The 19,787-nt window shown below is 36.7% G+C and carries 16 protein-coding genes and 4 tRNA genes; 1 reads left to right on the top strand and 19 read right to left on the bottom strand.

Features of this window, described 5'->3' with window-relative positions:
• Positions 1 to 17 precede the first annotated feature (17 nt).
• The 3 genes from DVK85_RS00695 to mutL are packed head-to-tail and all read right to left on the bottom strand — an operon-like array spanning position 18 to position 3,542.
• The gene (locus DVK85_RS00695) at positions 18 to 920 is read right to left on the bottom strand and encodes a rhomboid family intramembrane serine protease (RefSeq protein WP_114676591.1); all 903 of its coding nucleotides are present in this window, start codon (positions 918 to 920) and stop codon (positions 18 to 20) included.
• Positions 921 to 924: 4 nt separating this feature from the next.
• Complete coding sequence (locus DVK85_RS00700) at positions 925 to 1,674, bottom strand: rhomboid family intramembrane serine protease (protein WP_114676592.1); 750 nt, start codon at positions 1,672 to 1,674, stop codon at positions 925 to 927.
• Entirely contained in the window at positions 1,671 to 3,542 is a 1,872-nt protein-coding gene (mutL, locus tag DVK85_RS00705) for a DNA mismatch repair endonuclease MutL (RefSeq protein ID WP_114676593.1), read from the bottom strand. Before mutL ends, DVK85_RS00700 begins: the two co-directional genes overlap by 4 nt.
• 138 nt (positions 3,543 to 3,680) lie before the next feature.
• Here mutL and DVK85_RS00710 point away from each other — a divergent pair, with 138 nt between their 5' ends.
• Positions 3,681 to 5,111 carry a DUF4041 domain-containing protein gene (locus tag DVK85_RS00710; RefSeq protein ID WP_162845323.1) on the top strand — a complete coding sequence of 477 codons (1,431 nt, stop codon included), beginning with the start codon at positions 3,681 to 3,683 and terminating at the stop codon, positions 5,109 to 5,111.
• Positions 5,112 to 5,151: 40 nt separating this feature from the next.
• Here the strand turns inward: DVK85_RS00710 and DVK85_RS00715 are convergent, their stop codons facing one another.
• The 16 genes from DVK85_RS00715 to DVK85_RS00790 all read right to left on the bottom strand — a co-directional run bounded on the left by DVK85_RS00715 (position 5,152) and on the right by DVK85_RS00790 (position 19,769).
• On the bottom strand, positions 5,152 to 5,463 hold the full coding sequence (locus tag DVK85_RS00715) for a DUF3467 domain-containing protein (protein ID WP_114676595.1): 312 nt from the start codon (positions 5,461 to 5,463) through the stop codon (positions 5,152 to 5,154).
• A gap of 13 nt (positions 5,464 to 5,476) precedes the next feature.
• Complete coding sequence (gene rpoC / locus DVK85_RS00720) at positions 5,477 to 9,778, bottom strand: DNA-directed RNA polymerase subunit beta' (protein ID WP_114676596.1); 4,302 nt, start codon at positions 9,776 to 9,778, stop codon at positions 5,477 to 5,479.
• Between the two features lie 75 nt (positions 9,779 to 9,853).
• Complete coding sequence (gene rpoB / locus DVK85_RS00725; RefSeq protein ID WP_114676597.1) at positions 9,854 to 13,666, bottom strand: DNA-directed RNA polymerase subunit beta; 3,813 nt, start codon at positions 13,664 to 13,666, stop codon at positions 9,854 to 9,856.
• Positions 13,667 to 13,793: 127 nt separating this feature from the next.
• Entirely contained in the window at positions 13,794 to 14,171 is a 378-nt protein-coding gene (gene rplL / locus DVK85_RS00730; protein ID WP_114676598.1) for a 50S ribosomal protein L7/L12, read from the bottom strand.
• 61 nt (positions 14,172 to 14,232) lie between these two features.
• Positions 14,233 to 14,754 (bottom strand): 50S ribosomal protein L10, encoded by a 522-nt coding sequence (rplJ, locus tag DVK85_RS00735; RefSeq protein ID WP_114676599.1) that lies wholly within the window; start codon positions 14,752 to 14,754, stop codon positions 14,233 to 14,235.
• A 22-nt stretch (positions 14,755 to 14,776) separates the two neighbouring features.
• A complete protein-coding gene (gene rplA / locus DVK85_RS00740) occupies positions 14,777 to 15,466 on the bottom strand; it encodes a 50S ribosomal protein L1 (protein WP_114676600.1) in 690 nt (229 codons plus the stop codon).
• Positions 15,467 to 15,487: 21 nt separating this feature from the next.
• Entirely contained in the window at positions 15,488 to 15,925 is a 438-nt protein-coding gene (gene rplK, locus DVK85_RS00745; RefSeq protein WP_114676601.1) for a 50S ribosomal protein L11, read from the bottom strand.
• A gap of 65 nt (positions 15,926 to 15,990) precedes the next feature.
• Positions 15,991 to 16,542 (bottom strand): transcription termination/antitermination protein NusG, encoded by a 552-nt coding sequence (gene nusG / locus DVK85_RS00750; RefSeq protein WP_114676602.1) that lies wholly within the window; start codon positions 16,540 to 16,542, stop codon positions 15,991 to 15,993.
• A gap of 10 nt (positions 16,543 to 16,552) precedes the next feature.
• Entirely contained in the window at positions 16,553 to 16,747 is a 195-nt protein-coding gene (gene secE, locus DVK85_RS00755; protein WP_114676603.1) for a preprotein translocase subunit SecE, read from the bottom strand.
• A gap of 16 nt (positions 16,748 to 16,763) precedes the next feature.
• Positions 16,764 to 16,834: transfer RNA gene (locus DVK85_RS00760), tRNA-Trp, on the bottom strand.
• Between the two features lie 72 nt (positions 16,835 to 16,906).
• Entirely contained in the window at positions 16,907 to 18,094 is a 1,188-nt protein-coding gene (gene tuf, locus DVK85_RS00765; RefSeq protein ID WP_114676604.1) for an elongation factor Tu, read from the bottom strand.
• Positions 18,095 to 18,149: 55 nt separating this feature from the next.
• Positions 18,150 to 18,221, bottom strand: a tRNA-Thr gene (locus DVK85_RS00770).
• Between the two features lie 32 nt (positions 18,222 to 18,253).
• A tRNA-Tyr gene (locus DVK85_RS00775) sits at positions 18,254 to 18,334 on the bottom strand.
• Between the two features lie 35 nt (positions 18,335 to 18,369).
• Positions 18,370 to 18,443: transfer RNA gene (locus DVK85_RS00780), tRNA-Thr, on the bottom strand.
• Positions 18,444 to 18,537: 94 nt separating this feature from the next.
• Complete coding sequence (gene hpf, locus DVK85_RS00785) at positions 18,538 to 18,840, bottom strand: ribosome hibernation-promoting factor, HPF/YfiA family (RefSeq protein WP_114676605.1); 303 nt, start codon at positions 18,838 to 18,840, stop codon at positions 18,538 to 18,540.
• A 26-nt stretch (positions 18,841 to 18,866) separates the two neighbouring features.
• Positions 18,867 to 19,769, bottom strand: coding sequence for a tyrosine-type recombinase/integrase (locus DVK85_RS00790; RefSeq protein WP_114676606.1), 903 nt, complete (start codon positions 19,767 to 19,769; stop codon positions 18,867 to 18,869).
• Positions 19,770 to 19,787 lie beyond the last annotated feature (18 nt).

The raw sequence follows: 19,787 nt of genomic DNA on the forward strand, positions 1-19,787 counted from the left end.
AGCCCAAAGCTACTTATTTATTTGCCAACTTTAAATAAAAATTCTTTTTCCTCTTTGGTAAGACTATCATATCCTGATTTACTTATTTTGTCGAGTATCTCGTCTACTTGTTTTTGTGTAAAATTTTTCGGTTCGCCCATGGGGCGTTGCGGGGTAGAAGATTTCGATTTATTTCGGTGCACCTTAAAAGGTCTCTTCTTTTTAGGTTTAAAAAGGTTTTCAAAAAAAATAATTATGTTAGAAACTCCCTTACTCAAATCGGTACCGTTTTGAAGTGATTTTATATAAATATACCCGAACAATGCACCCGCAAGATGAGCAATATGCCCGCCTGTGTTTTCTGCGGAAACATATATTAAATCAGATAGTATGAAAAAAGCAGCAACATGCCATAGCTTGATAGTGCCAATAAGAGGGAGCCGTACTGGGTAATAAGGAGAATATACTGCCGATGCAACAAGTATTGCCATTACTGCAGCAGATGCTCCTACCATAGGCGATTTAATACCTTTTACAATAGGTAGTATTTCATAACCAAGAATAAATACTAAGCCTGCAAATATTGCTGATAGAATATAAAGTCCGAAAAGTTGTTTTTGGGTAAAAAATGTCAGGAACATTCTTCCTGAAAAATAAAGCCATAGCATATTAAAAAAAATATGCAAAAAGCCACTATGTAAAAATGCATACGTAATAAGTGTCCAAGGCTTCCATAACAAATCAGCAGGATCTGATGATAAACTCAATAAATTTTGAGTTCCACCTATAGTCCAGTCTAGAGCAGGTACTAAAATACCACCTAACTTTAAAAGACTAAATATAATAAAGGGAATAACAAACAAGCCTACATTCCAAAAAATAAGCCTTTGGGTTATACCTCCTATTTTATATTCTAATTTTAAATCATCTATAAATCCCATAACGCTAATTCCAACGGTTATTATTAAACTGATTTTTTTTCCAGTACCACATCATTAAAAAACCTATTAATGCACCTCCAAGGTGGGCAAAGTGACCAATACCATCACCACCACCCAGTACTGAATGCCCTCTTAATCCTGAAAAAAGATCGTATGCTAAAAGTGCAGGTATAAAATATTTTGCCTTTATAGGAATAGGTATAAACAACATCATTAACGAAGCATTAGGAAACATAAAGGCAAAAGCTATAAGAGTACCATATAATGCCCCAGAAGCTCCTACAGCTTGCCCAAAATAAGCTTGAGTCATATTCTGTAACTTAAGCGGACCAATGATATCTTTCCAACGTGTATCTATTTTTTGGTGAGATAAAACATCAAGAATTGCAGTTTTTTCAAAACCATTTTCGACAAGTATGCTTACAGCATCATTAAACATATAATAGCTAATACCAATACTAAGCAACGCAGCACCAATACCACAAGACATGTAAAAGAATAAAAACTTTTTAGCCCCCCACTTTTGTTCTAACTGACTACCAAACATCCATAGACCAAGCATATTAAATAAAATATGGGTAATACCACCATGCATAAACATATGTGTCACTATTTGCCATACTTGAAATTTTTCATTTGCAGGAAAATGAAGTGAAAGTATATCATATGCTGGCTGCCCAACAATTAGAGTACCTACAAAAAATATAATATTTATAATAATTAACTGTTTTACAGTCTCTGTTACCTGCATCATATTGCAAATCGTTTATCTAAGTCTTCCACACTTACTGTAATGAAAGTTGGTTTATTAAAAGGTGACACATCAGGCTCTTTACAAGCAAACAATGAGTTTACCATATTATCTTGTTCTTTTTCGCTAAGTAGTGTGCCCGTTTTTACCGCAAGGCTACGCGCCATCGACTTAGCTATGCTGTCTGTTTGGCTAAAGCTACTATCGGGTACTTCTTGTTGCAAATCGTTTATCAGCTCTTCTAAAAGTATCGACACTTCACTTTCTGGTGTATTTACAGGTAGCCCCGAAACCACAATTTGATCTTCTTTAATTTCAGAAAAAACAAAACCTGTATTCTCTAATGCTGCTTGCATCTCCTTTATAAGGTCAAGTTCTGTTTTATTATAATGCAATACTAGCGGGAATAGCAACTGCTGACTTGCACCCTGTTGTACCGTTATGTTCTTTAAAAACTGCTCATACAATATACGCTGATGTGCACGCTTTTGATCGATAATAACCATACCCGACTTTATAGGGCTTACAATGTACTTTTTATGTATCTGATATGTTCTATGTATCGTTTGCTCAACATCACCATCATTAAATAGCGAACCCGTTACTTCATCCTTTTCAAAATCTATGCCTTCTGTCTCATCTGTAGCCGTTGTCAGTCCTGTATAAAGACTTTCCCATGATGCACTACGATCTGTTTTACGAAAAGCAGGCGAAGCATATGTTGACGACGACGATGCTCCCGATGTTTTTACAGGTTTTTCATCTGCAAACGGGTTAAAGTTTCTATCTACATTTACGGTAGGTAATATCGCCTCTTTACCCTCGTAGGTGTAGGGAGTATCGAGATTAGCATCCCTTTCAAAATCGAGTACAGGAGCTACATTAAACTGCCCCAAACTATGCTTTACCGATGAGCGTAATATGGCATATAGCGCATGCTCATCGTCAAATTTTATTTCTGTCTTGGTAGGATGTATATTAATATCAATAGTATTGGGTGGCACTTCGAGGTAAATAAAATAACCTGGCTGACAACCATCTTTCAACAACCCCTCATAGGCTGCCATAACGGCATGGTGTAAGTAACCACTTTTTATAAAACGGTTGTTTACAAAAAAGAACTGCTCCCCCCTACTCTTCTTGGCAAACTCAGGTTTAACTGCAAAACCTTGTATCTGTACAATTTCGGTACTCTCGTTTACGGGTACTAATTTCTCATTAGTACGCCCTCCAAAAATACCTACTATACGCTGACGTTGATTTGCCATAGGCAAGTTAAACATCTCACTACCGTTGTGGTAGAGTACAAAGCTAATATTAGGGTGTGCCAATGCTACGCGCTCAAACTCATCTACAATATGTCGAAACTCTACTGTATCAGATTTTAAGAAATTGCGACGCGCGGGGATATTAAAAAACAGGTTTTTTACTGAAAAAGAAGTGCCTTTAGGCAATACTGCCACATCTTGGCTTACAAACTTACTGCCCTCTATCACTATGTGTGTTCCCAGTTCTTCCTGCTCTTGCTTGGTTTTCATCTCTACATGGGCAATAGCTGCAATACTGGCTAAAGCCTCTCCTCTAAAACCTTTGGTAGCCAGTGCAAATAAATCTTCGGCATGGCGAATTTTACTGGTAGCATGACGCTCAAAACACAGTCGAGAATCAGTAACGTTCATACCCTTACCATTATCTATAACCTGTATAAGAGTTTTACCAGCGTCTTTAACGATAAGTTTAATATCGGTACTACCAGCATCAACCGAGTTTTCTAGCAATTCTTTTACTACCGAAGCCGGACGCTGTACTACCTCTCCGGCAGCTATTTGGTTGGCAACATGATCTGGAAGTAATTGAATGATACTGGACATAAATAATGATTGATGTGTGATTTTTGACGGACATCAAAGTTACGGAAATATTGTGGAAAAGCTAAATACCCCATGTCACTTAATCTCAATAATTTGAACATAAAATCAGAGGTACTATCGTATGAAATTTATATATTTATGAATATAATTGTTTTAACAACTTTGAATATGTTTTTCAATAGATCAAAAAAATTACTCGAAGATAAAATTATTGAGCTTTCATCAATTAAAGATGAGTTAGAAGCTACTAAAAAAAATCTATACTCAGTAAGTAATGAATTAAAGAATAGTCAAGATTTACTTGATGTATTGAAAAAGAAATATTCGGATATAATTAATTTAGAGGAAGAAATTGATATTAGAAAAGCATCAATTAATAAGGCAGATGATAGATTAAAAGATTTAAACGAAAACTATAAGTCCGCTTTTAAGGTTTATGAAGAACTTCAAAACCAAATATCTATTTATAAAGATGATATAGAAATAGGTTCTTTTGGTTTATATGAACGTAAATTTAATTTTGATACTTCCGAGACCTATAAACTAAGTATTCAAGAGAATTACAATTCTCAAAAAAAGTTAGTTAAAGAAGATAAAGCAGTCTATTGCCATACAGAATGGACTGTTAACGGTAGTAGAGTTGAAGGTAGAAAACAAACAAATCATTATAAAAAACTAATGTTATATGCATTTAATGGAGAATGTGATGCAATAATTGCAAAAGTTAGATGGAATAATGCGACTAAGAGTCAAGAAAGAATTTTAAAAACTTTCGAATCAATAAATAAACTTGGAAGTGTTCATAACATAAATATTTCATCTGAATATTTAAATTGTAAAATTGAGGAGCTATTACTTACACATGAATATGAAGAGAAAAAAAATGAAGAAAAAGAAGAGCAAAGGCAAATAAGAGAAATGATACGTGAGGAAGAAAAAGCACAACGTGATTTTGATAGAGCAAAAAAAATTGCAGAAGAAGAAGAGGCAAAGTTCAAAAAAGCATTAGATAGGGCAAGGTTAGAATTAGGAATTGCTTCACCTCAAGACATCTTATCATTGAATGAGCAGATAGCGAGTTTAGAGCAGCAGTTAATAGATGCTCAACAAAAGAGAGAGAGAGCTATTGCGATGGCTCAATTGACAAAAATCGGACATATATATGTTATTTCAAATTTGGGTTCCTTTGGTAATGACATCTATAAAATAGGAATGACTAGACGATTAAATCCCCATGATAGAGTAAGAGAACTTGGAGATGCATCTGTGCCTTTTCGTTTCGATGTGCATGCAATTATTCATTCAGAAAATGCCCCTCAACTTGAGCGAGAGTTACATTTAAAATTTCACGACAGAAGATTAAATAAAGTAAATTTAAGAAAAGAATTTTTTAATGTAAGTCTACAAGAAATTGAAGAATTTATTAAAAAACATACTGATGCAGAAATTGAATTCACAAAACTTGCAGAAGCAAAAGAGTATAGAGAAACTGTCAAGATGATTGAGCAGTTGAATCACTTATCTAATCAAATTACTACAGAAATGAAATTTCCAGACAGTCTTATATAAAAAAAAACCCACTCTTTCGAGTGGGCTTTTGCTTTTTATATTACGCCTGTCCTGCAGGACCAAAACTTAACGGAATCGAAGGCTGTTCAGTATCGCTTATCTTGCCATGGGCAGTTTCAAAACGATTAATGTTTTCGCCTAAGGCTTTTAGCAATCTTTTGGTATGCTGTGGCGTTAACACAATGCGCGATTTTACTTTGGCTTTAGGTGCACCTGGCATCATCGCTACAAAATCGACCACAAACTCTGATGAGGAATGGTTTATTATAGCAAGATTAGAGTACGTTCCTTCGGCTGTTTTCTCGTCCAGTTCAATATTTATTTGCCCTGGTTGTTGTTTTTGGTCACTCATTGTATTTTAGTATTTAATAGTTTACTTCCTCCGTAGTAGGGGTTAATAAATCATTTACATCTTCTTTAGAACCTACAATAATGCTATCATAATCTCTCATACCTGTACCTGCTGGTATTCTGTGTCCTACAATAACGTTCTCTTTAAGACCTTGTAATGTATCTATTTTACCAGCTACCGCAGCCTCATTAAGTACTTTAGTAGTTTCCTGGAACGATGCAGCAGAGATAAACGACTTAGTTTGTAGCGATGCTCTTGTAATACCCTGAAGTATTGGCGTAGCTGTAGCTGTAATTACATCTCTTGCTACTACTTGGTTTTTATCAGTACGTTTTAGTAATGAATTCTCATCTCTTAACTCACGTGGCGAAATAATTTGCCCTGCTTTAAGGTTTTCAGAGTCACCTGCATCTTCTACTACTTTCATTCCGTAAAGCTTATCGTTCTCTACGATAAAGTCTCTAGTGTGTATTAGTTGATCTTCTAGGAAAAGAGTATCTCCTGGATCTTGAACACGCACTTTACGCATCATTTGACGAATAACTACTTCAAAGTGCTTATCATTAATCTTCACACCTTGCAGTCTATACACTTCCTGAATTTCGTTTACAAGATACTGCTGTACTGCAGATGGTCCTTGTATTCTTAATATATCTTCTGGAGTAATAGCACCATCAGAAAGTGGTAAACCAGCTTTCACATAGTCATTCTCTTGTACCAATATCTGGTTAGATAGTTTTACAAGATATTTCTTGATTTCGCCAAATTTCGATTCGATAATAATCTCACGGTTACCCCTTTTGATTTTACCAAATGAAACCACTCCATCAATCTCTGATACTACAGCAGGGTTAGAAGGATTACGTGCTTCTAGAAGCTCTGTAATTCTTGGTAGACCTCCAGTAATATCACCTGCTTTAGATGAACGTCTTGGTATCTTAACAAGTACTTTACCAGCCTTAATTTTCTCTCCATTATCTACCATAAGGTGAGCACCTACAGGAAGATTATACGAACGAATAAGCTCGCCATCTTTTCCGTAGATTAATAATGTAGGTATTAATTTCTTAGCTCTTGATTCTGAAATTACTTTTTCTTGGAATCCAGTTTGCTCATCAATCTCAACCATGAACGATTGTCCTTGCTCGATATCTTCATAAGCAATCTTACCTGTAAACTCAGATATAATTACACCATTATAAGGGTCCCACTTACATATTACAGCGCCTTGTTCTACAACTTCGCCATCTTTTACATAAATACTAGAACCGTATGGTATATTGTGTGTATTTAATAATATTCCTGTGTTTTCGTCAACCAATTTCAACTCGGTAGAACGTGATACCACGATATCTACTTTATTACCATCGCTGTCTTCGCCCACAACAGTTTTAAGATCTTCAATTTCAAGTTTACCTTTAAATTTGGTAGTGATACTTGATTCTTCAGAAATGTTACCTGCAGTACCCCCAACGTGGAAAGTACGAAGTGTAAGCTGTGTACCTGGTTCACCAATAGATTGTGCTGCGATTACACCAACAGCTTCACCTCTTTGGGTCATTTTACCAGTTGCAAGGTTACGTCCGTAACACTTAGCACAAATACCTTTAGTAGCCTCACAAGTTAACGGAGAACGTACTTCTACTCTTTCGATAGGAGCAGCATTTACGGCTTTTACACCAGCTTCGGTTATTTGTTCACCTGCGTGTATAATCACTTCTGACGTTAATGGATTAATAACATCTTGCAATGCTACACGACCCAATATTCTTTCGCCAAGTGTTTCTACTATCTCTTCGTTTTTCTTTAATGGAGAAACTTCAATTCCTCTTAATGTACCACAATCTACAGAGTTCACAATAACATCTTGAGAAACGTCATGCAGCCTTCTTGTTAAGTAACCAGCATCTGCCGTTTTAAGAGCCGTATCCGCAAGACCTTTACGAGCACCGTGAGTAGAAATAAAGTACTCAAGAATCGAAAGTCCTTCTTTAAAGTTCGAAAGAATCGGGTTTTCAATAATTTCACCACCACCGGCAGTCGATTTTTTAGGCTTAGCCATCAAACCACGCATACCTGTAAGCTGACGAATTTGTTCTTTACTACCCCTAGCTCCAGAGTCAAGCATCATAAACACCGAGTTAAACCCTTGTTGGTCTTCACGAATGTTTTTCATTGCTAGCTCAGTAAGCATTGCATTAGTAGAAGTCCATACATCAATAACTTGGTTATAACGTTCGTTATTGGTAATAAGACCCATATTATAGTTTACAGAGATAGCGTCTACTTGCCCATTTGCATCGGCAATAAGTTCTTGCTTTCTTGGCGGAATAATAATATCTCCAAGACTGAAAGATAGTCCACCTCGGAATGCAAATTTATACCCCATATCCTTCATACTATCAAGGAATGCCGCAGTAGTAGGAACATCGGTAACATTTAATATCTTACCAATAATATCTCTTAATGACTTTTTAGTCAATACTTCATTTATAAATCCTGCAGCTTCTGGTACAACCTCGTTAAAGAGTACTCTACCTGCTGTAGTTTGTATAATTTTATAAACAAGTTCACCTTCTTCATTAAAATCTTTAGCACGTATTTTTATACGAGCATTCAGGTGTAGTTTTTCTTCGTTAATGGCAATATTCACCTCTTCGGCAGAGTAGAATGTTAAACCTTCACCTTTAATCTTAACCTCTTCTGTAGATAAACGTTCTTTGGTCATATAATATAGACCCAGTACCATATCCTGAGATGGTACTGTAATAGGTGCACCATTAGCAGGGTTAAGGATATTGTGCGAAGCAAGCATTAATAATTGTGCCTCTAGTATAGCCTCTGGCCCTAAAGGAAGGTGTACCGCCATCTGGTCACCATCAAAATCCGCATTAAATGCCGTACATACTAATGGGTGAAGCTGTATTGCTTTACCTTCAATAAGTTTTGGCTGAAATGCTTGGATACCCAAACGGTGAAGCGTAGGAGCACGGTTAAGTAATATAGGGTGTCCTTTAATTACATTTTCAAGGATATCCCATACTACAGGCTCTTTTTTATCTATAATTTTTTTAGCTGATTTTACTGTTTTAACAATACCACGCTCTATCAATTTACGGATAACGAATGGTTTGTACAGCTCAGCAGCCATATCTTTAGGAATACCACATTCAAAAAGTTTCATTTCTGGCCCAACAACAATTACCGAACGTGCAGAATAGTCAACACGTTTACCTAGAAGGTTTTGACGGAAACGTCCTTGTTTACCTTTTAATGAATCTGATAATGATTTTAGTGGTCTGTTAGATTCGGTTTTAACAGCAGATGCTTTCCTAGTATTATCAAAAAGTGAATCTACAGATTCCTGTAGCATACGCTTCTCATTACGAAGGATAACTTCTGGTGCTTTTATCTCCATAAGCCTTTTTAGACGGTTATTACGTATAATAACTCTTCTATAAAGGTCGTTAAGGTCTGATGTTGCAAAACGACCACCATCAAGTGGCACTAATGGGCGAAGCTCTGGTGGAATAACTGGTATTACCTTAAGTATCATCCACTCAGGGCGGTTCTCCCTGTTTTTATTAGACTCACGGAAAGATTCTACAACTTGTAGTCTCTTAAGTGCTTCTGTTTTACGTTGTTTAGACGTTTCTGTATTAGCACTATGGCGCAGGTTGTAAGATAGTTCATCAAGATCTATTCTTGCCAACAAGTCCATAATACATTCCGCACCCATCTTAGCGATGAATTTATTCGGGTCTGTATCGTCTAAATATTGATTTTCTTGAGGAAGGGTATCTAATATATTTAGATATTCTTCTTCTGTAAGGAAATCCATTTTATTAAGCGATTCGCCATCAACATTTTTGGCAATACCTGTCTGTATAACTACATACCTTTCATAGTATATAATCATATCTAATTTCTTAGAAGGAAGACCAAGTATATAACCTATTTTGTTAGGTAACGAACGGAAATACCATATATGTGCAATAGGCACAACAAGGTTAATATGCCCTACTCTGTCACGTCGAACTTTCTTCTCTGTAACTTCTACACCGCATCGGTCACAAACAATTCCTTTATATCGGATTCGTTTGTACTTACCACAGGCACACTCAAAATCTTTTACTGGACCAAAAATACGCTCACAAAATAAGCCATCTCTTTCTGGTTTATGTGTACGATAGTTAATGGTTTCAGGTTTAAGAACCTCACCTCTTGACTCAGCAAGTATAGACTCTGGCGATGCAAGGCCTATAGATATCTTATTGAATCTTTTAACGGTATTTTTATCTTTTAATCTCGTCATGTGATATAGATCTATCGATTTATTAAAAACACTATAAAAGGGAGTAGCACAGTAGTGCCACTCCCGTGGAAATTTTTATTCTTCTAATCTGATGTCAAGCCCAAGCCCTTTCAGTTCATGCATCAATACATTGAACGATTCTGGCAATCCTGGTTCTGGCATAGCTTCTCCCTTAACGATAGCTTCGTAAGTTTTAGCTCTTCCTATAACGTCATCTGATTTAACGGTTAGTATCTCTCTAAGCGTGCTAGATGCACCATAAGCCTCAAGAGCCCAAACCTCCATCTCTCCAAAACGCTGACCACCAAACTGTGCTTTACCTCCAAGAGGTTGTTGTGTAATAAGTGAGTACGGCCCTATAGAACGTGCGTGCATCTTATCATCAACCATATGTCCTAGTTTAAGCATATATATTACCCCAACTGTTGCTGGCTGGTGGAAACGATCTCCCGTTCCTCCATCATATAGGTAAGTATGCCCAAATCTTGGTATTCCTGCTTCATCAGTAAATCCGTTAATTTGGTCTAGCGTAGCACCATCGAAAATAGGAGTAGCAAATTTTCTGCCTAAGTTCATACCTGCCCAACCTAATACGGTTTCATATATCTGCCCGATGTTCATACGAGATGGTACACCAAGTGGATTAAGTACAATATCTACAGGAGTACCGTCTTCAAGGAATGGCATATCTTCGTGACGTACAATTCTTGCAACAATACCTTTGTTACCGTGACGTCCTGCCATTTTATCACCTACTTTTAGTTTACGTTTCTTAGCAATGTAAACTTTAGCAAGTTTTAATATTCCTGAAGGAAGTTCATCTCCTACTGTAATAGTAAACTTCTCTCTTCTTAATGCTCCTTGAAGGTCGTTCAGCTTAATTTTATAGTTGTGGATAAGATCATTAACCATAGCATTGGTTTCATCATCTGTAGTCCACTGTCCTTTAGTTAAGTGAGCAAAATCTTCAACAGCATAAAGCATCTTTTGTGTAAATTTCTTACCTTTTGGAAGTACTTCTTCGCCAAGATCGTTCATTACACCCTGAGATGTTTTACCATTTATTATATTAAATAATTTATCTATAAGCCTGTCTTTAAGCTCGCTGAATTTTACTTCGAACTCAAGTTCAAGTTTACCTAAATCATCTTTATCTTTTGTACGCTTACGTTTATCTTTAACGGCACGTGCAAATAATTTTTTATCAAGAACAACACCTCTAAGTGATGGCGATGCTTTTAATGAAGCATCTTTTACATCTCCTGCTTTATCACCAAATATGGCTCTTAACAGTTTCTCCTCTGGTGTTGGGTCGCTTTCTCCTTTAGGAGTAATTTTACCAATAAGAATATCACCTGGTTTAACCTCGGCACCAATTCTAATCATACCGTTCTCATCAAGGTCTTTAGTTGCCTCTTCTGATACGTTAGGTATATCATTGGTTAATTCCTCATTTCCTAATTTAGTATCTCTTACTTCTAATGAGTAATCATCTACGTGTATCGAAGTAAAGATATCATCCCTAACAACTTTTTCAGAGATTACAATCGCATCCTCAAAGTTATACCCTTTCCATGGCATAAACGCCACTTTAAGGTTACGACCAAGAGCAAGTTCACCATTTTCAGTAGCATAACCTTCACAAAGTACTTGTCCTTTACTAACTCTGTCACCTTTTCTTACAATCGGTTTTAGGTTAATACTTGTACCTTGATTAGTTTTTCTAAACTTAATTAGGTTATATGTTTTATCATCAGGATCAAAACTTACTGTACGCTCACGATCTGTTCTGTCATATTTAATAGTAACCTTGTTAGCATCTACATACTCAACAGTACCATCGCCTTCGGCATTTATAAGTACTCTTGAATCTGAAGCTACTTGACGTTCCAAGCCTGTTCCCACGATAGGCGCTTCTGGGCGCAATAATGGTACTGCTTGTCGCATCATGTTAGATCCCATCAATGCACGGTTCGCATCATCATGTTCTAGGAACGGAATAAGCGATGCCGATATAGATGCAATCTGGTTAGGCGCTACATCCGTATAATCTACAGATTTAGGCTCTACAACAGGGAAGTCACCTTCTTCACGCACAATAACTTTTTCTGGTGTGATGTTACCATCCTCATCCATTTCAATGTTAGCCTGCGCTATAAGTTTACCTTCTTCTTCTTCTGCACTTAAGTATATTGGAGTAGACTCTAAATCTACTCTACCTTCAGTTACTTTACGGTAAGGCGTTTCTATAAAGCCCATTCCGTTTACCTTTGCATATACACCAAGAGAAGATATCAAACCAATGTTTGGTCCTTCAGGTGTTTCAATTGGACATAAACGACCATAGTGTGTGTAGTGAACGTCACGAACCTCGAAACCTGCACGCTCTCTAGATAGACCACCTGGACCAAGCGCAGATAATCTTCTTTTGTGCGTTATCTCTGCCAATGGATTTGTTTGATCCATGAACTGAGAAAGCTGGTTAGTACCAAAGAACGAGTTGATAACAGACGACAATGTTTTAGCATTGATAAGGTCTATTGGTGTAAACACCTCGTTATCTCTAACGTTCATACGCTCTCTTATAGTTCTTGCCATACGAGCAAGACCTACACCAAACTGAGCTGATAACTGTTCACCAACTGTTCTTACACGACGGTTAGATAAGTGATCAATATCATCAATCTCTGCTTTAGAGTTGATAAGCTCAATAAGATATTTTACAATAGTAATGATATCCTCTTTGGTAAGCACTTGCTTATCCATAGCTATATCAAGACCAAGTTTTTTATTCATTCTATAACGACCAACTTCACCTAAGTTATAACGTTGATCTGAGAAGAACAATTTATCTATAATGCCACGAGCTGTTTCTTCATCAGGCGGTTCTGCATTACGCAACTGACGGTAAATATGCTCTACAGCTTCTTTTTCTGAATTTGTAGGGTCTTTTTGTAACGTGTTGTGGATAATAGCATAATCTGCTTGATTATTATCCTCTTTATGAAGCAGTATCGTTTTTACATTAGAGTCTATAATTTCTTCAACATTTTCTTTGTCAATTACAGTATCTCTATCTAATATAATTTCGTTACGCTCTATAGACACAACTTCCCCTGTATCTTCATCAACAAAATCCTCATGCCATGTATTAAGTACACGTGCAGCAAGTCTTCTGCCAATATATTTTTTAAGCCCTGTTTTAGAAACTTTTATTTCTTCGGCAAGGTCAAATATTTCTAGAATGTCTTTATCCCTTTCAAACCCTATTGCTCTGAATAGTGTAGTTACAGGAAGTTTTTTCTTCCTGTCAATGTAAGCATACATTACACTGTTAATATCAGTAGCAAATTCTATCCAAGAACCTTTAAAAGGTATAACTCTTGCAGAATACAATTTTGTTCCATTTGCGTGGAAGGACTGACCAAAGAAAACACCTGGCGATCTGTGAAGTTGAGATACAACTACACGCTCTGCACCGTTGATAACAAAGGTACCACTCGGAGTCATATATGGGATAGTACCCAAATAAACATCCTGCACAATAGTTTCAAAATCCTCATGTTCAGGATCTGTACAATACAGCTTTAATCTTGCCTTTAACGGCACGCTGTAAGTAAGCCCCCTGTCAATACACTCTTCAATTGTATAGCGTGGCGGGTCAACAAAGTAATCAAGGAACTCCAGTACGAACTGATTTCTGGTATCAGTAATCGGAAAGTTTTCCATGAAGGTGTTATAAAGACCTTCGTTGCCTCTTTCATCTGACTTTGTTTCAAGCTGGAAAAAATCCTTAAACGATTTCACCTGAATATCAAGAAAATCCGGGTAATCTGGGATATTTTTTGTTGAGGCAAAATTTAATCTTTCAGTCTGATTTGTTATCATCAATGGACAAAATTTTGATTAAAATAATATATATAGAAACGTATAAAATGTTATTATACGAAAAATGGTTTAGGCCTTTGAGAGTACTTCTCAAGGCCTAAACCTGGAATTCTTAACCTAAGAGGGCTTATTTAAGCTCAACTACAGCTCCGGCTTCTTCTAGAGATTTTTTAAGACCTTCAGCCTCATCTTTAGATACACCTTCTTTTACGTTTGCAGGAACACCGTCTACTAAGTCTTTTGCGTCTTTAAGACCAAGACCTGTAAGTTCTTTAACAGCTTTTACTACAGCAAGTTTAGAAGCACCAGCTTCTTTAAGTACTACAGTAAATTCTGTTTGTTCTTCAGCAGCAGCAGCTTCACCACCTGCAGCAGGACCAGCCATAGCTACAGCAGCAGCTGCAGGCTCGATACCATACTCATCTTTTAATATTGTAGCTAGCTCGTTAACTTCTTTAACTGTTAAGTTAACTAATTGCTCTGCGAATTCTTTTAAATCTGCCATTTTTCTATCGTTTTAAATAGTTTGTAATATATAATTTATTAAGTGCGTACTCGCGAAAATATTATCCTTCTTTTTCAGATAATGTTTTAATGATTCCTGCAATTTTACCACCACCTGATTTAAGGGCAGAGATAACATTTTTAGCAGGAGATTGAAGTATAGTGACGATTTCACCAATAACTTCTTCTTTAGATTTAAGAGTGATAAGAGAATCAATCTGATCATCACCAATAAATACTGCTTCATTAATATAAGCCCCTTTAAGAATAGGCTTATCAGCTTTCTTACGAAACTCTTTAATAACTTTTGCTGGAGCGTTACCGTTCTCTGCAATCATTATAGAAGTGTTCCCTTTAAGTACTGATGGCAATTCGCCATAATTATTATCAGAAGACTCCATTGCTTTTGCAAGCAAGGTATTTTTAACAACCTCTAACTTAATATTAGCTTTAAAACAAGCTCTTCTTAAGTTTGAAGTAGTATCTGCATCAAGTCCCGAAATATCAGCAACGTAAACTACGTTTGTCCCGGCTAACTGTGCAGTTAAATCTTCAATAACTCTTGATTTTTCTTCTCTGGTCATAATAAATATTTTTAACTACCAATTATACCGCTTTAGGATCTAAGGCAATACCTGGGCTCATGGTACTAGAAAGATATATACTCTTAATATAAGTACCTTTTGCAGCAGTTGGTTTTAATTTTAGCAATGTTTGTAATATCTCGTTTGCATTTTCCTGAATCTTATTAGCATCAAAAGATACTTTACCGATTCCTGCATGAACAATACCAGTTTTATCAACTTTAAAGTCAATTTTACCAGCTTTAACTTCTTGAACAGCTTTTGCAATATCCATAGTTACAGTACCAGTTTTAGGGTTTGGCATTAAGCCACGAGGACCTAATATTCTACCTAAAGGACCTAGTTTACCCATAACACTTGGCATAGTGATGATAACATCAACATCTGTCCATCCGTCTTTTATTTTCTGTAAGTACTCATCTAATCCTACATAATCAGCTCCAGCAGCAGTAGCTTCAGCTTCTTTATCTGGAGTTACAAGAGCAAGTACTTTTGTATCCTTACCCGTACCATGTGGTAGCGTAACAACACCTCTTACCATTTGATTCGCTTTTCTTGGATCTACACCCAAACGTACTGCGATATCAACTGACTCATCAAATTTTGCAGAAGCAATTTCTTTAATTAATGCAGATGCATCTTTTAAAGAATATAATTTATTCTTCTCAACTTTTGAAGCAGCCTCTTTTTGTTTTTTTGTCAATTTTGCCATTTCTTTTTTGTCTTTTTGCGATTAAAAAGGAGCTTCTCCTGATACTGTTATCCCCATAGATCTTGCTGTACCAGCAACCATACTCATTGCGCTCTCTATTGTAAAAGCGTTTAGGTCGGCCATTTTGTCTTCAGCAATACCTTTGATTTGATCCCAAGTAACACTTGCTACTTTTTTACGGTTTGGTTCTCCCGAACCCGACTTTAGCTTGGCAGCTTCCAGCAATTGTACTGCAGCTGGTGGCGTTTTAACGACAAAATCAAAAGATTTGTCTTTATACACAGTAATTTGTACTGGTAAAACTTTACCGGGTTTATCTTGAGTTCTAGCATTAAATTGCTTACAGAACTCCATGATATTAACTCCAGCAGCCCCCAAAGCAGGTCCAACCGGTGGCGATGGATTCGCGGCACCTCCCTTAACTTGTAGTTTAACTACTTTACTAATTTCTTTAGCCATTTCTTTAAAAGATTTAGCACATCTTCATTGGAAGCGAATGATGTGATTTATATATGTAACAAAAATTATACTTTCTCTACCTGCATAAAACTAAGCTCTAGCGGAGTCTTTCTACCAAAGATCTTCACCATAACTTCTAGTTTACGCTTCTCTTCATTTATTTTTTCTACTGTACCGTTAAATCCATTAAAAGGACCATCTATAACTTTTACAGTTTCGCCCATTGTAAAAGGAATGGACATTGTATCTGTTCTTACAGATAACTCATCTACTTTACCTAGCATCCTGTTTACTTCAGATTGACGTAAAGGAACAGCATCGCCGCCTTTTGTTTCTCCAAGAAAACCAATTACACCTGTAATAGATTTTATAATATGAGGTATCTCACCCGTTAAGTTAGCTTCAACCATTACATAACCTGGAAAATAAACTCTATCTTTAACGATTTTTTTTCCGTCACGAACCTGCACTACTTTCTCAGTAGGAACAAGCACCTGCGAAATATAATCTGACATACCTAGTCTACTTATTTCCGTTTCAATATAGTTTTTAACTTTATTTTCCTGACCGCTTACCGCTCTTACTACATACCACTTATTGACATTATTATCAGTCATCACAATAAAATTATTTATTTAAAAACTCATATATTCTCGCAACAAGAACCTCGAAACCACGGTCTATACCAAATGTTAATAACGCGAATAATATCGAAAAAACAGCAACAATAACAGTTAAACGCTGCACTTCTGCCCATTCAGGCCACGTAACATTAACCTTTAACTCTGTAAATGCCTCTGATATATAATTAGTAACCTTCATTGTATTACGTTTTTTGCACGGGTGGAGAGATTCGAACTCCCATCAACGGTTTTGGAGACCGGTATTCTACCCTTGAACTACACCCGTTTGTTATTAAAAGCCAGCTGACACTTTTGAGCGCCAAGCTGGCTTTTTATTTTTATCTATCTAATATTGAAATTAGTCAAGAATTTCAGTAACCTGACCAGCACCTACTGTACGACCACCTTCACGGATAGCAAAACGAAGACCTACGCTAAGTGCGATTGGGCTAAGTAATTGCACCTCAATAGTAAGGTTATCACCAGGCATAACCATCTCTACTCCTGCAGGAAGAGAAATAGTACCTGTTACATCAGTTGTACGAACGTAGAACTGTGGACGGTAGTTATTATGGAATGGAGTGTGACGTCCACCTTCTTCTTTCTTAAGAACATAAACCTCTGCTTTAAAGTGAGCGTGTGGCTTAACAGATCCTGGCTTAACAATTACCATACCTCTCTTAAGATCTTCTTTAGCAATACCTCTTAAAAGGATACCTGCGTTATCTCCAGCCTCACCTCTATCAAGGATTTGACGGAACATCTCAATACCTGTAATAGTAGAAGTTAATTTCTCAGCTCCCATACCAATAATTTCAACAGCATCACCTGTATTAGCAATACCTGTTTCTATACGACCTGTAGCAACAGTACCACGACCAGTAATCGTAAATACATCCTCTATAGGCATAAGGAATGGTTTCTCGATATCACGAGCAGGTAACTCAACCCACTCATCAACAGCATTCATTAATTCAAGTACAGTATCAACCCATTTTTGCTCACCGTTAAGTGCACCTAGAGCTGAACCTTGAATAACTGGTCCGTTATCTCCATCATACTGATAGAAAGAAAGAAGATCTCTGATTTCCATTTCAACTAGCTCAAGAAGCTCAGCATCATCAACCATATCTACCTTATTCATAAACACAACCATTCTAGGCACACCTACTTGACGACCTAAAAGTATGTGCTCACGAGTTTGTGGCATAGGACCATCAGTAGCAGCAACTACAAGGATAGCACCATCCATCTGAGCAGCACCCGTAACCATGTTCTTTACGTAATCCGCGTGACCTGGACAGTCAACGTGAGCGTAGTGACGGTTAGCAGTAGCATACTCTACGTGAGAAGTATTAATTGTAATACCCCTTTCTTTTTCTTCGGGAGCATTATCAATCTGATCAAACGATCTTGCCTCAGAGAAACCTGCGTCAGATAATACTTTAGTAATAGCTGCAGTTAAAGTTGTTTTTCCGTGGTCAACGTGTCCAATAGTACCAATATTCAAGTGGGGTTTGGAACGATCAAAAGTTTCCTTTGCCATGATTTAATAATTTAATCTTAGTTATATAATTAGTGTTCAAATTTTTCTAAACTTGAGCCAATGACGGGATTTGAACCCGTGACCTCTTCCTTACCAAGGAAGCACTCTACCACTGAGCTACACCGGCCTGCAAAACCTTAAGCCTTAGCTCAAAGTTAGTGGGGAGAGCAGGATTCGAACCTGCGAAGGTTTCCCAGCAGATTTACAGTCTGCCCTCGTTGGCCGCTTGAGTATCTCCCCTTTCTTTTTAAACTTCAGTTTTTCAAAAAATATTGAGCCGATGGAGGGACTCGAACCCACGACCTGCTGATTACAAATCAGCTGCTCTAGCCAGCTGAGCTACATCGGCGACTTACAATAAAAAAAGTCCGCTATTTCTAACGGACTGCAAATGTATATAATTTATTTTTTAATCAAAACATTTTTTTATAAAATTTTTATCATTATGCGCTCGCTCTCACCTTTTGTTTCCTCTTAACAAGCAAACGCTCCATAGAATCAGCAGCAAGCTCTACAGCTTCCTCAAATGTTTTACATTGCTTTTTAACTATAAACTCATCACCAGGCACATTAACTTTTATTTCTGCTATTTTATTTGTTTTTGCACTTGTGTTATCTAATTTAAAAAAAACATCTGAACAAACAACTTTGTCGTAATACTTCTCAAGCTTATCTAATCGAGCCTGAACAAAGCCAATCAATTTTTGATCGACATTAAAATTAACCGCATGAACATTTACTTGCATAATCAATACTTATTTATGGTTAAAAATTATGGATTATTTTGATTACGCGGATGCGCCTTCCCGTACACTTTTTTAAGCTCAGCTAAACTGCTATGCGTGTAAACTTGGGTAGAAGCTAAACTCGCGTGACCTAATAATTCTTTTACTGAATTTAAATCTGCTCCGTTATTAAGAAGGTGTGTAGCAAAAGTGTGCCTCAAAATATGTGGGCTCTTTTTAACCTTACCAGAGACAATACTAAAGTAACTATTTATTAACCTATAAACAAAAGATTCGCTTAATTTATTTCCGCGATTATTTAACATTAATATTTCAGAATCTCCCACAAGGCTGAGCTCTTTACGCTTTTCTAAATAAATATTAATAAGTTCTGCCGTACACCCCAATACAGGTAATACCCGCTCTTTATTACGTTTACCCAAAACACGTAACGTTTTAGTAACAGCATTATAACTATTCATTTTAAGCCCTATAAGCTCTGCACGACGCATACCTGTAGTATAAAACAATTCGACAATAAGCCTATTCCGCACTCCTTCAAAATCATCTGGATATTCTATTTTCTCTATAACATCCTGCAATTCTTTTTCAGAGAAAGGAACTTGAACTTTTCTCTCTGTCTTGAGCGACTTATGTTCTTGCAACGGATTTACAGTAATTTGCTTAGATCGCAAAAGAAATTTATAGAACGATTTTAAAGAAGATACTTTCCTATTCACAGAGGTATTAGACACCTCTTGTTCTACCAAAAAAACTACCCAACCTCTTACTTGGCTATAATTAACCTCTTCAAGCACAGCATCAGAATCATGTTCATTTATGAATTTTTCAAAAGAAACAACATCATCACTATACGCCCTAACAGTAAGTGGGGAGTAATTTTTTTCCTTTAACAGGTAATCAACATATGCTTGTTTAGAATTAATCATATAAAAAAACCGTTACCA

It is taken from the genome of Flavobacterium arcticum, from assembly GCF_003344925.1.
Lineage (GTDB): Bacteria > Bacteroidota > Bacteroidia > Flavobacteriales > Flavobacteriaceae > Flavobacterium > Flavobacterium arcticum.